This window comes from Thioclava sp. F36-6 (assembly GCF_002020305.1).
Lineage (GTDB): Bacteria > Pseudomonadota > Alphaproteobacteria > Rhodobacterales > Rhodobacteraceae > Thioclava > Thioclava sediminum.
The window spans coordinates 924,709-937,893 of sequence record NZ_MPZX01000001.1 but is presented as its reverse complement, the minus strand read 5'-3'; the positions used below and the strand labels follow the sequence as shown (position 1 = coordinate 937,893).

The window sequence follows — 13,185 nt, the reverse complement described above, 5'->3', positions numbered from 1 at the left end:
ACTGGTCAAGCCAAATAAAGACAAGACGCGCCTGAAGCTCACCGATATCGGCAAGCTCCCTCCCCAAGTTGCGATATGAACGCGGTTCCGCCATCTGACGAAATTTTGCTCTCCTTTAGGCTGAACTCACGCAGCAATATTGCAACGAAAATAGTATCCACAGGGCGCCGAAATCATATGAAACATATATATTTCAGTGACTTAATATACTTACTTAGCGTCAACAATGAAACTTATCCACAGGGCGTCCTTGACGTTACGAAAACAATTGCGTCCAAGGCGAGGCGAATCGCCGCACCGGGCAAAGTGTCGCGCGACGGGCGGTAGAGGCCCGGTTTCAATGGAAATCTCGGCTCGGAAAAAGCCGTTTCGCCTGCTCGCGCGGATGGCGCGCGGTGGTCTGCGGACGGAGCCTCGGAGCGTCGTCCGCCTGGGGTGTGGTGAGGCCCAGAACGTCGTCGAGCGGGTGGCCCAGATCGGCCAGTCGCGGGGACAGATCCTCGATCTTTTCGGCGATCAGATGGACCACCACCCCCTCCCGTTCGAGCCGCCCCGAGACCCGCAGAAGACGCCCGCCCATCACCGCCCGGCGGAACCGCTCATAGAGCTTCGGCCAGACCACGACATTGCTCACGCCGGTCTCGTCTTCGAGGGTGATGAAGATCACCCCGGAGGCCGTTCCGGGGCGCTGTCGGGTGATCACGAGGCCGCAAACCGTGACCCGATTTTGCCGCGTGCCGATCAGTTCGCAATGCGGTGTGAGGCCGGAAATCGAGGGGCGCAGCAGCTCCATCGGATGGGCGCGGAGACTCAATCTGAGCGCCACGTAATCCTCCACGACCTCCTCTCCCAGATGCATCGCGGGCAGTTCCACCGCCGGTTCGCGCCCCCCTTCCCCATCCATCGGATCGGCGAAAAGCGGCAGTGGCGCGGGGGCGCGGATCGCCTTCACGGCCCAGAGCGCATCGCGCCGCGTGAGGCCAATTCCGGCAAATCCATCGGCCTCGGCGAGCCGTTCGAGCACATGCGGCGGCGTGCCCGCGCGCAGCCACAGGCTCTCGGGATCGGGGTAGCCATTGCCCCGTGCAGCGACGATCCAGCCCGCATCCTCCTCGCGAAATCCCTTGATCTGGCGAAAGCCCAGACGCAACGCCAGGGCCCCGTCCGCGCGGCGTTCCAGCGAGCTGTCCCAGCCCGAATGGTTCACACAAACGGGCCGCACTTCGACCCCGTGTTCCCGCACGTCGCGCACGATCTGGGCGGGGGCGTAGAAGCCCATCGGCTGCGAATTCAGGAGCGCGCAGGCGAAGATCGCGGGGTGGTGGCACTTCAGCCAGGAGGAGACATAGGTGAGATGCGCAAAGGCCGCCGCGTGGCTTTCCGGAAAGCCGTATTCGCCGAACCCCTCGATCTGGGAAAAGCAGCGATCGGCGAAATCGGGCGTGTAGCCGCGCGCCAGCATCCCTTCGACAAACCGGTCGCGGAAGGTGCCGATCGTGCCCATCTTGCGGAAGGTCGCGAGCGAGCGGCGCAGGCGGTCGGCCTCCTCCGGCGTGAAGCCCGCCGCGACCACAGCGATCTGCATCGCCTGTTCTTGGAACAGCGGCACGCCGAGAGTTTTGCCCAGCACGCCTTCCAGTTCCTGCGAGGGGAAATCTACCTTTTCGCGACCCTGACGACGGTTGATATAGGGGTGGACCATGCCGCCCTGAATGGGGCCGGGACGGACGATGGCGACCTCGATCACGAGGTCATAGAAGATGCGCGGACGCATCCGCGGCAGGAAGTTCATCTGCGCCCGGCTCTCCACCTGAAACACCCCCACCGCATCGGCGCGACACAGCATGTCATAGGTCGGCGCGTCCTCCTGCGGGATCGTGGCGAGCGACATATCGAGCTTCTCGTGCCCCGCCAGAAGGTCGAAGCTCTTGCGGATGCAGGTGAGCATCCCGAGGCTGAGAACATCGACCTTCAGGATGCCCAGCGTGTCGATATCGTCCTTGTCCCATTCGATGCAGGTGCGCCCCTCCATCGCGGCATTCTCGATCGGACAGAGCGCGTCGAGGCGGCCTTTCGTGATGACGAAGCCGCCGACATGCTGGCTGAGATGGCGCGGAAATCCGATGATCTCGCCGATCAGTTTCAGCGTCTGCGACAGCCGCCGATCGGTGGGGTCGAGGCCCAGTTCGCCCATCCGCGCATGGTCCGGCCCCTTGCCGGAAATGCCCCAGATCTGGCCCGCGAGGCTTGCCGTGACATCGGCGCTCAGCCCCATCACCTTGCCCACCTCGCGGATCGCGGCGCGGGTGCGGAAATGGATCACGGTCGCGCAGAGGCCAGCGCGGTCGCGGCCGTAGCGTTCGTAGATCCACTGGATGACTTCCTCGCGGCGCTCATGCTCGAAATCGACGTCGATATCGGGCGGCTCGCCGCGATATTTCGAGATGAAGCGCTCGAAGACCATGCCGATCTGGTCGGGGCTGACATCGGTGATGCCAAGCGCCCAGCAGATGATCGAATTGGCCGCCGAGCCGCGCCCCTGACAGAGGATGCCGCGGCTGCGGGCGAAGCCCACGATATCGTGGACGGTGAGGAAATAGGCGGCAAAACCCAGCTCGGAGACGAGGCGCAGTTCCTTCTCCAGCAACCCCGCGTGACGTTCCGAAATCCCCCCCGGAGAGCGCCGGGCCAGCCCCTCGCGGGCGAGCCGGTCAAGCCGGTCCTGCGCAGGTTCGTTCTGAGCGACCTCATCGGGATATTCGTAGCTGAGTTCGTCGAGATCGAAGCCGCAGCGCGCCGCGATCTCGCAGCTTCGGCGCAGGGCTGCGGGGTGGCGACGGTAGAGCCGCGCCATGTCCTCGGCCCCTTTCAGGCGGCGTTCCGCATTGGGCAGCGCGCGGGTGCCAAGCGCGTCGATGGTGCAGCCCTCGCGCAGACAGGTCAGCACATCGGCCAGTTGTCGGCGCGACCCGCGATGCATCAGCACGTCGCCGGTCGCCACCATCGGCGTCGAGGCCCTCAGCGCGAGCGCCGCGCAGGCATCGAACCAGCGCTGATCCGAGCCGTCATAGCGCGGCGGCGCGCCAAGGAAGACCTGCCCCGGAAAGCGCCGCCGCATCTCCTGCAGCGGGCGGTAGGCACGGGCCAGATCGGCGGGCGGCAGGGCGATCAGGATCATCCCCGCGCAGCCCTCCAGCAGGTCCGCGCGGGTCAGGTGACACTCCCCCTTCCCCGCCCGGCGCTTGCCGCGGGTCAGAAGCTGGCTCAGCCGGTGATAGGCCGCGCGGTCGGTGGGCAGCGCCACCCATTCGACCGGGCAATCGGTGAGCACCAGCCGCGCACCGACGATCAGCTTCGGCAGTTTCGCGGTGGTTGGCCGGGCCAGATCCTGCGGTGAGCCGATGGGCTGGCGGGAGCTTTCATCGCGCTGGACTTCCGAGCGGATGCGCAGCGCCTCACCGATCTCGCGCTTGAGCTCCTTGAGCGCCGAAAACGCCCGGACCACGCCCGCGAGCGAGTTGCGGTCGGTGATCGCGATGGCCTCGAGGCCCAGCTCGGCGGCGCGCACCATCAGCTCCTCGGGGTGGGATGCGCCGGTGAGGAAGGTGAAGTTGGAGGTGGTGCAAAGCTCGGCATAGGCCAGCGGAATGGCGGGGGTGTTGGCGGTGGTCACGACCGTCGAGGGGGCGCTGCCCCCGCGCCCGTCGGGCGCCCCCCGGGATATTTCGGCCAAGGCGAAGGGGGCGGTCATGCGAAGACCCCCTCGACATACCAGCCGGGGTCTTGGGGAGTGTGGAACATCCAGAGCCGCAGCCCCTGCCCGGTCTCGACGCGCCAATAGTCGCGCATCCCGCGCCGCCAGTTCGGATCGTCGAACCACCATTCCGGGGTCAGCCGTTCCGGCCCCTCGATGCGTTCCGCGCTGAGCGACTGGCGGCGCCAGCGGAAGCGGCGGGGCGGATCGGGGGCGTCGGAGATGAGCGGCTCGGGCGGGAACAGCCGCAGCGGGCGGGGGTGCGGCTGATGCCAGTTGCCCTCGGGCTCGGTGAAGGCGGCGGGCGCGATCAGGAAGCTGCGCTCGGGGATATGGCTGTCGGCGGGCAGGTAGCGCTGGACGTTCTCCAGCCCGATGCGCAGCCCGATCCGGGTGATCAGATCGCCCAGCTTGTCGCGCCGCTCGGTGGCGATGGCCCCGATCTGGCGGGCGGGCAGTGCCTCGACCTGCGTGGCGGCGAGGCGCATCTGGTCGATCCCGAATCCCGCGTCGATATCCTCGATGCCGCGCGCGAAGAGGGCCGCGATCCGGGTGGGGTCGCGGAGCGGGGTGGCGAGGCGCAGCTCGACCTCCTGACTGGCCTGATCGACGCGGCGCAGGGTGAGGCAGAGCACCCGCGCGCCGGTCTCGTTTTCCTTGAGTTTGACGCAGAGCCGATCGAGCAGCCGCTCGATCCCCGCCATCACGTCGGCCTGCTGCCCGATCGGTTCGGGCAGGGTCAGGCGGGTGCCGTAATGGGGCGGATCGGCCACCGGCGAGACCTGTTCGGGCAGATCGCCCAAGGCCTGATCGAGCCGAGCCATCAGCCCTGCGCCAAAGCGGCGCACGAGCGGCGCGCGCGATGTGCGGGTCAGATCGCCGATCTCGCGCAGGCCCAGCCGCTGCAGCCCCGTGACCGTGTCATGCGGCAGGCGCAGCGCGGCCACTGGCAGCTTGCCCAGAACCGCGAGCCGCGCGCCCGGCGCGGCCCGGCCGGGGGCGAAATGCGCCAGTGCCCAAGCCGCACCGCGCGTATCGGCGAGGCCCAGCCGCGCGGTGATCCGGGCGCGCTCCAGCCGGGCGGCCATCTCGGCCATCATCGGCTCCTCCCCGCCCCAGAGGTGATCCGAGCCGGTGATGTCGAGCACCAGACCCTCGTCCTCCAGCCCCACCCAAGGGCAATAGCGCGTGGCCCAGCGGCGCAGGGTTTCGAGAAACTGCGCCTCGCGGGCAGGATCGGCAGGCGCGGTCTGCAGCGCGGGGCAGAAGGCGCGGGCCTCGGACAGCGCCATGCCGCGCGCGAGACCCTGCCCCTCGGCGGCGGCGTTCAGGCAGTGCAGCCGGTCGGTATTGCCCTCGCGCAGGACCAGCGCGAAGGGCCCCTCAACGGGCCGTGCCCGAAGAACCCGGTCGCTCGCCAGCCGGGGAAACCAGAGGGTGAGAATACGCCGTGTGCGCTCGTCGAGCATGTCGCTGAGCCTAGGGTTCGAGTCATTTGTTCGCGCTTTGTTCTTTTTAAGTCTCGCAGGACGCGGAGTCGAGTCCGTCTCGCGGAAGGGCGCGTATCAGGGCGTGGCGATCGCGCCCTCGACGAAGGCGATCAGGCGCGGCAGGCAATGGGTGCGCAGGTCGTAACGCTCGAGGATATGGGCGCGGGCCGCCTCGCGCATCGGGGCGAATGTTTGCGGTCTCGCCAGCCCTTCGGTGAGCGCCTTCGACCAGCCGGGGATGTCGAAGAAATCGACCAACCGCCCGGTCTGCCCGTCGGTGATCACCTCGCGCACGGGGGCCGTATCGGACGCCACCACCGCACACCCGGCAGCCATCGATTCCATCAGCGACCAGCTGAGCACGAAGGGATAGGTCAGATAGGCATGGGTGCGGCTGACATGGAGCATGTCGACGTAATCGCCGTAAGGGATGCGGCCCAGAAAATGCACGCGGCTCATGTCCAGCCGGTCGCGCACCTCGCCCAGGAATTTCTGTTTCCAGCTTTTGGCGTCCTTGGGTGGGGCGCCATAGCTCTGCCCCTCCTCGCCCACGATCAGCACATGTGCCTCGGGCCGCGCAGCCAGCACATCGGGCAGCGCGCGCATGAAGGAGTGGTAGCCGCGATAGGGTTCGAGCGAGCGGTTCACGAAGGTCAGCACCTCGTCGCCGGGGCGGAGGGTGAGCGTCGTTCCGGGCACGGTGAAGCGCACCTGCGGGTTCGGTGCGAGCCGCGCGCAGTCCACCCCGTCGTGGCAGATGGTGAGCTTGGCGCGCAGCTCCGGCGGGAAGGTCTCGGCCTGAAACTCGGTCGGGGAAAGCCCCGCATCGGCTTGCACCATCGACTGGATCAGATGGGCCGAGCGTGCGGTGGTGGAGATCCGGGTCTCGAGGCCGGGGCGCTGGAACTCGGCGTCGAAATCCGTGTCCATCCCGGTCGTGCGATACATGAGTTCCGCATAGACCAAGAGCTTCGCTTCGGGCCAGACCTCGCGCAGGAACAGCGTCTCGCCCCAGCCGGAATGGCCGAAAATCACATCCGGCACATAGCCGTGCTTGTCGCGCAGCTGCCGGGCGGCGAGCGCGACCTTTGCCCCGCGCGCCGCGCTTTCGGCGTAGAGGCGCGTGAGCCGCGAGGACATCTCGACCGGCTCGGGCTTACGGTATTTCACCACCTTCACCGGCGAGGGGCGCTGGTTCGTCTCGACCGTCAGGGCCAGAACGTCATGCCCGCGCGCGGCCAGAGCCGGTGCCAGATGTACGAACTGGCCCGGGAAGTTCTGGTGAACGAAGAGGATCTTCATGCAATCTCGGGGGTCAGCGAACTCTCCCCCAAGGCGGCCACCATCAACTGGCGGGTATAGGCGGTCTGCGGATTGGCGAAGACCTCCGCCGCGTTGCCCGCCTCGACCACGTCGCCGCGCTTCATCACCATGATCTTGTGGCTGAGCGCGCGCACCACCCGCAGGTCGTGGCTGATGAACAGATAGGCGAGCCCGTGGCGCTTCTGCAGGTCGCGCAGCAGGTCCACGATCTGCACCTGCACCGTCATGTCGAGCGCGGAGGTCGGCTCGTCCAGCACCACCACCTTGGGGCGCAGGATCATCGCGCGGGCGATGGCGATCCGCTGGCGCTGACCACCCGAGAATTCATGCGGGTAGCGCTCCATCATCGACGGATCGAGCCCGGTTTCCTCCATGATCTCGGCGACCATCTCGCGGCGGTTGCGGCCCGGATCGACACCGTGGACGGTCAGTCCCTCGCCGATGATCTGCTCCACCGTCATGCGCGGCGAGAGCGAGCCGAACGGGTCTTGGAACACGATCTGCATGTCGCGACGCAGCGCGCGCAGCTTGTTCGCCTGCCAGCTGGAGATGTCCTGGTTCTCGTAGATGATCGGCCCTTCGGAGGCGATGAGCCGCATGATCGCGAGGGCGAGCGTGGTCTTGCCCGAGCCGGATTCGCCGACGATGCCCAGCGTCTCCCCTGCCCTCACCGACAGCGAGGCATCATTGACCGCCTTCACATGGCCGATGGTCTTGCGCAGCAGACCGCGCTGGATCGGGAACCAGATTTTCAGATGCTCGGTGCGCACCAGTTCGGGCGCATTCTCGGGCACCGGTTCGGCGCGGCCGGTGGGTTCGGCCTCGAGCAGTTTGCGGGTATAGGGGTGCTGCGGATTGGCGAAGATGTCTTCGGTCTTCCCCTGCTCCACGATCTCGCCATGCTGCATCACGCAGACCCGGTCCGCGATGCGCCGCACCACGCCGAGGTCATGGCTGATGAACAGAAGGCTCATCCCCATGTCGCGCTTCAGATCGGCCAGCAGCTCGAGGATCTGCGCCTGAATCGTCACGTCGAGCGCGGTCGTCGGCTCGTCCGCGATCAGCAGGTCCGGCCCATTGGCGAGCGCCATCGCGATCATCACGCGCTGACGTTGTCCGCCCGAGAGCTGGTGCGGGTAGTCCTGCAGCCGGTCCGCCGGGTTCTGGATGCCGACCTTGTCGAGCAGGTCGATGATGCGTTTCTTGGCCTCTTCGCCGGTCACGCCCTGGTGCAGCGCGAGGCTCTCGCCGATCTGCTTTTCCAGCGTGTGCAGCGGATTGAGCGAGGTCATCGGCTCCTGAAAGATGAAGCTGATATCGTTGCCGCGCACCTGCATCAGCTCGCGCTCGGTCGCGCCGACCATCTCGCGGCCCTCGTAGCGGATCGAGCCTTCGACTTTGGAATTGCCCCCGACCAGCGCCACGGTCGAGAGCGCGGTCACGGATTTGCCGGAGCCGGACTCGCCCACCAGCGCGACAGTCTCGCCCGCGTTCACGGTGAAGCTCACGCCTTTCACGGCCGGGGTGAATTTGCCCTCGGAGCTGAAGGCGACCTTCAGGTTTTCGACCTCGAGAACCGGTTTCATCGGAACACCTTTCTGGGATCGAACGCGTCACGGATACCCTCGAAGACGAAGACCAGAAGCGAGAGCATGATGGCGAAGGTGAAGAAGGCCGAGAAGGCCAGCCACGGCGCTTGCAGGTGCTGCTTGCCCTGTAGCGCAAGCTCCCCAAGCGACGGCGCGGAGGACGGCAGCCCGTAGCCCAGATAATCGAGCGAGGCGAGCGCGCCGATCGCGCCGGTGATCACGAAGGGCAGCATGGTCAGCGTCGCCACCATCGCGTTGGGCAGGATGTGGCGGAACATGATCACCCGGTCCGACACGCCAAGCGCACGGGCGGCGCGGACATATTCGAAATTGCGCGCGCGCAGGAACTCGGCCCGGACGACACCCACCAGCGCGGGCCAGCCGAAGAGGATCGAGACCATGACAAGCAGCCAGAAACTTCGGCCCAGGATCGCGAAGAGGATGATGATGACGTAAAGCGCGGGCGTGGAAGACCAGATCTCCAGAATACGCTGGAAGAACAGGTCCACCTTGCCGCCGAAATAGCCCTGCACGGCACCCGCCGCGATCCCGATGATCGAGCCGATCCCGGTCACGATCAGCGCGAACAGCACCGAGGTGCGGAAGCCGTAGATCACCCGGGCCAGCACGTCGCGCGCAGTGTCGTCCGTGCCCAGCCAGTGATCGGCATCGGGGGCCGAGGGCGCGGTGCCCACATCGTTGATCGTGTTGTAGCTGTAGGGGATCGGCGGCCAGAGGAGCCAGCCCTTCTCGATCTTCTCGCCATCGACCTCGCCCGCCTGCAGCGCCTGTTTCGCGAAGGCGTTCGGGTCGTCCGCGTCGAAGCAGCCCTCGGTGCCGCCGGTCTCGATCAGGCATTGCACGGTCGGGTCACGATAGATCGCCTCGGTGCGGAAATCGCCGCCGAAGGCTGTCTCGGGGTAGAAGTTGTAGATCGGGAAATACAGCTCGCCGCGATAGCTCACCACGATGGGTTTGTCGTTCGCGATGAACTCCGCGAACATCGCGAGGACGAAGAGCACGGCGAAGATGATCGCGGACCAGAAGGCGCGGCGATTGGCCTTGAAGTTGCGCCAGCGGCGTTGGTTGAGAGGAGACAATGCCATCAGCCGGACCTCTTCTCGAAATCGATCCGCGGGTCAACGAAGACATACATCATGTCGGAGATGATATTCACGACGAGCGAGATCAGCCCGAACATATAGAGCGTGCCGAAGATCACCGGGTAGTCGCGCTCCACCGCCGCCTGGAAGCCCAGCAGGCCCAGACCGTCGAGCGAGAAGATCGTCTCCACGATGATCGACGCGCCGAAGAAGATGCCGAGGAACTGCGCCGGGAAGCCCGCGATCACGATCAGCATCGCGTTGCGGAAGACGTGGCCGTAGAGGACCTTCTTCTCGGACAGGCCCTTGGCGCGGGCGGTCATCACGTATTGCTTGTTGATCTCGTCGAGGAAGGAGTTCTTCGTCAGCAGCGTCATCGTGGCGAAGCTCGCGATCGTCGTCGCCGTCACCGGCAGCGCGATGTGCCACAGGTAATCGAGCGCCTTTCCGATCATCGTCAGCTGGTCGAAATTATCCGATGTCAGGCCGCGCAGCGGGAATATCTTGAAATAGCTGCCGCCCGCGAACAGCACCATCAGCATCACCGCGAACAGGAAGCCCGGGATCGCGTAGCCCACGATGATCGCGCCGGAGGTCCAGGTGTCGAAGGGCGTGCCGTCGCGCACCGCTTTGCGGATGCCCAGCGGAATCGAGATGATATAGGCGAGGATCGTCGACCACAGGCCCAGCGTGATCGAGACCGGCATCTTGTCGATCACGAGATTCACGACGCTCTCGTTGCGGAAGAAGCTGTTGCCGAAATCGAAGGTCAGATAGCCCTTCATCATGATCGCGAAGCGCTGCCAGGCGGGGATCTTCTCCTTGTGGCAGGCCGGGTCCGCCAGATCGGGCGTGCCGGTGAAGCCATCATCGCAGACGATCCGCGCGAAGCCCATCTGCACCTCGAGCTGATTGAGCAGCTCCGGAGAGATGCCGCGCGCGCCCTGATAGCCGCTATCCTCGACGCCGCCCTGGTTCTGCGTACCCGCATCCCCGCCGCCCGAGATATTGCGCATCGAATCCGCCTCGCCCTGCACGCGGGCGATCACTTGCTCGATCGGCCCGCCGGGGACGAATTGCGTCAGCGTGAAGTTGATGATCATGATTCCCAACAAAGTGGGGATCACCATCAGCAATCGCCGCAGGATATAGGCGCCCATGTCCGGCCCTCTGCTCGTTTATCGGCGGTCGCTCAGAGTGCGCCGCTCGCTTTCAGTTTCTTGGCCTTGTCGGCGTCATACCACCAGAAATCCAGCTCTCCCAGAGCGTAAGGCGGCAAGTTTTTCGGGTGATCGTACATATCGTAGTAAGCGACCGTATAGGTGGGCTTGAACCATTGCGGCACCCAGAAGCGCAGGGCGCGCAGGCTGCGGTCCAGCGCATGGACGCGCGGCAGCAGCTCTTCTTCGGTATTCGCCTCTTCGACCATCCGGATCATCTTGTCGATCGCCGGGTTCTTCAGCCCCATCGCGTTGAACACGTCATCGGTCGAGCCCGAGCCGAAATACTGCTGCAGGTTCGAGCCGGGGATTTCGTCCTGCCCCAGATGGGTGGTGATCATGTCGAAGTCGTGGCTGCGACGGCGGTTCTCATATTCGCTGTCGTCGACGCGGTCCATTCTGGCGTCGATGCCGAGCGCGCGCAGGTTCTGCACATAAGGGTTGATGACACGGTCGAAGGTCTGGCTGTCATTGAGGATCGCCACGGTCAGTTTCTCTCCCTCGGCGTTGCGACGCATCCCGTCATCGCCGACGGTCCAGCCCGCTTCTTCAAGCAGCTTCGCCGCCTTGCGCATGTTCTTGCGGTCCAGCTGGCGCTTGCCCGAGACCGGCTGGATCACCGCGTCGTCGGTCAGGACACCGTCGGGAAGGTCCTTGGCGAGCGGCTCGAGGATCTTCTTCTCCGCGTCCGAGGGCTTGCCCTGCGCCTGCAGCTTGGAATTTTCCCAGAAGCTTTCGACCCGATCATAGAGGCCGTAGAACAGCGTTTCGTTCGACCACTCGAAATTGAAGACGAGCCCTAGCGCCTCGCGCACGCGGATGTCGTCGAATTTCGGCTCGCGCAGATTGATCGCGAAGCCCTGCCCCGAGGCGATATTGCCGTTGGGCAGTTCCGCCTTCACGACCTCGCCCGTCTGCATCGCCGGGAAGTCGTAGGCAGTGGCCCAGATGATCGAACTGGCCTCGTTGCGGAAGGTGTAGGTGCCGGATTTGAAACCCTCGAAAGCCGACTGGTAATCGCCGAAATACTCGACGCGGATCTTGTCGAAATTCGAGCGGCCCTTGTTGATCGGAAGGTCCTTGCCCCAATAGTCGGGGTTGCGCTTCCACGTGATCGCGCGATTGCTTTTGACGCTGTCGAACACGTACGGCCCCGAGCCGATGAAAGGCACCGGCGAGGTCTGCGACAGGTCGATGTTCTCCTTTTCGAACTGCGCCTTGGAGAAGATCGGCAGCGACGCCACCGACTGGATGATATCGCGCCGCGGGTAATCGGGCTGGAACTCGAAACGGATGTGCGTGTCGTCGATCGCCTCGGCGGATTTGACCTGCTGGGCGATCACCGCGCGGAAGGAGCTCAGCCCTTTGTCGCGCAGCTGCTCATATGAGAAGACCACATCCTGCGCGGTCAGCGGCGTGCCGTCGGAGAACTTGATCCCGTCGCGCAGCGTGAAGACGACCCAGTCCTTGCTCGGCGGATATTCAAGGCTTTTGCAGAGCAGGCAATACAGCTCCCCCACCGTGTCGGCGGTGCCCTCCATCAGCGATTCCAGCGGAACCGAGGACAGCGCGGCGGCGCGGCCCTGAATCGAATAGGGATTGTAATTGTCGAACCCGCCCGGCGCCCATTCCGAGATTTCTCCACCCTTCGGCGCGTCCGGATTGACGTAATCGAGATGGGTGTAATCGGCGGGATATTTCAGGTGCCCGAGCGTCGCGATCCCGTAGGAGGTGATCGTATCGCCGCTTTGCGTGCTGTCTTGTGCATGTGCGCCAAAGGCCAGTCCCGCCCAGATCAGACCCGCTGCAACCAGCCCGCTCAGCGCGCGCGGCGCCACCTGCGTCCAATCCGTATCGATCGCTTTACTCGCCACTCGCGCTTTTGCCATGCACACCTGCTCCCTGCTCCAAAGCGTTTTCGCGTCTGCCTAGCTAAAAGCCTAAGTGCGCAGGGAGCAAGTTACGAATCTGTAAAGCAGGACGGGAAATGCAAAAGGCCGCCCAAAGAGGCGGCCTTGAGAAGATTCGAGAGGGATTTGCCTCAGTTCGAATTCTCTTGCAGATAGGCGATCACGTCGTTGCGATCTTCGGGCTTCTTCAGACCGGCAAAGGACATCTTGTTGCCCGGGATGTAGTCTTTCGGGTTCTCCAGCCACGAGTTGAGCGCTTCGAGCGTCCATTCGCCACCGTGGCTCTTGAGGGCGTCCGAATAGGAGAAGTCCCCGACCGAGGCGACCGCGCGACCGACCACACCATCGAGATGCGGGCCAACGCCGTTCTTGCCTTCCATCGAGTGGCAGGCCTTGCACTTGCCGAAGATCTTCTCGCCCTTGGCCGCGTCGCCGGTGCCAAGCTCGATCTGTGCGACTTCCTCTTCCTGAGCCGCGCCATCGCCTGCGTCCTCAGTCGCCAGCAGATCACCGGGGGCTGCGGACATCATGTCCTTCATTTCGTGCTCGCTGCCGCCCGAAGCGTCGTGGCTCTCGCCAACGGTATAGAGCGCGCTCGAGGCCCAGGCCGTGAGCAGGAAGAACAGCAACGCGCCCAGAAACGCGCCCGCCGCCTTGGTAAAGGTCATGGTATTGAACATGTCTCGTCCCTGATATGCGTCGTCGTCCCGCGCATCTATCCGCACAGGGCCTTTCAGATCAAGGGAACTTTACCAGATGTGATCGGATTTTCAGAGGGTGGATAATGAATGACGCA

At 64.8% G+C, this 13,185-nt stretch carries 8 protein-coding genes; all 8 read right to left on the bottom strand.

All coding sequences use genetic code 11. The features are described 5' to 3' along the window. Window positions 1–337: 337 nt before the first annotated feature. Window positions 338–3,643, bottom strand: a complete 3,306-nt coding sequence (locus tag BMI88_RS04435; RefSeq protein WP_246831837.1) for an error-prone DNA polymerase — start codon at window positions 3,641–3,643, stop codon at window positions 338–340. 104 nt (window positions 3,644–3,747) lie between these two features. Then, entirely contained in the window at window positions 3,748–5,223 is a 1,476-nt protein-coding gene (locus tag BMI88_RS04430) for a DNA polymerase Y family protein (RefSeq protein ID WP_078546394.1), read from the bottom strand. A 96-nt stretch (window positions 5,224–5,319) separates the two neighbouring features. Further along, window positions 5,320–6,546 (bottom strand): glycosyltransferase, encoded by a 1,227-nt coding sequence (locus BMI88_RS04425; protein WP_078546392.1) that lies wholly within the window; start codon window positions 6,544–6,546, stop codon window positions 5,320–5,322. Beyond that, window positions 6,543–8,153 carry an ABC transporter ATP-binding protein gene (locus BMI88_RS04420; RefSeq protein WP_078546390.1) on the bottom strand — a complete coding sequence of 537 codons (1,611 nt, stop codon included), beginning with the start codon at window positions 8,151–8,153 and terminating at the stop codon, window positions 6,543–6,545. The genes BMI88_RS04425 and BMI88_RS04420 overlap by 4 nt, the downstream gene beginning before the upstream one ends. Beyond that, window positions 8,150–9,262 carry an ABC transporter permease gene (locus BMI88_RS04415; protein WP_078546388.1) on the bottom strand — a complete coding sequence of 371 codons (1,113 nt, stop codon included), beginning with the start codon at window positions 9,260–9,262 and terminating at the stop codon, window positions 8,150–8,152. Before BMI88_RS04415 ends, BMI88_RS04420 begins: the two co-directional genes overlap by 4 nt. Then, complete coding sequence (locus BMI88_RS04410) at window positions 9,262–10,419, bottom strand: ABC transporter permease subunit (protein WP_078539650.1); 1,158 nt, start codon at window positions 10,417–10,419, stop codon at window positions 9,262–9,264. Before BMI88_RS04410 ends, BMI88_RS04415 begins: the two co-directional genes overlap by 1 nt. 32 nt (window positions 10,420–10,451) lie before the next feature. Next, window positions 10,452–12,368, bottom strand: a complete 1,917-nt coding sequence (locus tag BMI88_RS04405) for an extracellular solute-binding protein (protein WP_078546386.1) — start codon at window positions 12,366–12,368, stop codon at window positions 10,452–10,454. A gap of 152 nt (window positions 12,369–12,520) precedes the next feature. Next, complete coding sequence (locus BMI88_RS04400) at window positions 12,521–13,069, bottom strand: cytochrome c family protein (RefSeq protein WP_078519577.1); 549 nt, start codon at window positions 13,067–13,069, stop codon at window positions 12,521–12,523. Between the last annotated feature and the right edge of the window lie 116 nt (window positions 13,070–13,185).

What these genes read in the sequence shown, in the direction of transcription:
- BMI88_RS04430 (WP_078546394.1), bottom strand. Translation starts at nt 5,223, where the DNA reads ATGCTCGACGAGCGCACACGGCGTATTCTCACCCTCTGGTTTCCCCGG.
- BMI88_RS04425 (WP_078546392.1), bottom strand. Translation starts at nt 6,546, where the DNA reads ATGAAGATCCTCTTCGTTCACCAGAACTTCCCGGGCCAGTTCGTACAT.
- BMI88_RS04420 (WP_078546390.1), bottom strand. Translation starts at nt 8,153, where the DNA reads ATGAAACCGGTTCTCGAGGTCGAAAACCTGAAGGTCGCCTTCAGCTCC.
- BMI88_RS04415 (WP_078546388.1), bottom strand. Translation starts at nt 9,262, where the DNA reads ATGGCATTGTCTCCTCTCAACCAACGCCGCTGGCGCAACTTCAAGGCC.
- BMI88_RS04410 (WP_078539650.1), bottom strand. Translation starts at nt 10,419, where the DNA reads ATGGGCGCCTATATCCTGCGGCGATTGCTGATGGTGATCCCCACTTTG.
- BMI88_RS04405 (WP_078546386.1), bottom strand. Translation starts at nt 12,368, where the DNA reads ATGGCAAAAGCGCGAGTGGCGAGTAAAGCGATCGATACGGATTGGACG.
- BMI88_RS04400 (WP_078519577.1), bottom strand. Translation starts at nt 13,069, where the DNA reads ATGTTCAATACCATGACCTTTACCAAGGCGGCGGGCGCGTTTCTGGGC.